Annotated in this window: 1 pseudogene; it reads right to left on the bottom strand. The window is 44.2% G+C overall.

Annotation, left to right across the window (positions count from 1 at the left end):
* Positions 1-180, bottom strand: a pseudogene (locus A6R74_RS00705) (hypothetical protein); the annotation flags it as partial.
* Positions 181-233 lie beyond the last annotated feature (53 nt).

Here is a 233-nt window from a genome sequence, read left to right as displayed (position 1 = left end):
GGGTTGTGCGTTTTCAAACGTTACCGGGTGAAGCATTTTTAAACCACGTTCCGACACTACCGGCTCCATAGAAGTAGAGACAAAATCTATGTTGAGGACAGGTATACGAAAAAGCACTTCATAGGGACCCGTCAGGTCAAGTTGAGTCAGCGCTGGAAACAGCAGAAAATTGATTTGCATGAATACCCTCCGTTGAAAGTCATTAAGGTAGTGGTTGCCGTGAATAAATGTGT

The sequence above is a fragment of the Halomonas sp. ALS9 genome (assembly GCF_001651035.1).
Classification (GTDB): Bacteria; Pseudomonadota; Gammaproteobacteria; order Pseudomonadales; family Halomonadaceae; genus Vreelandella.
Note: the sequence above shows the minus strand (reverse complement) of the source record. Positions and strands in the feature narration are given on the sequence as shown.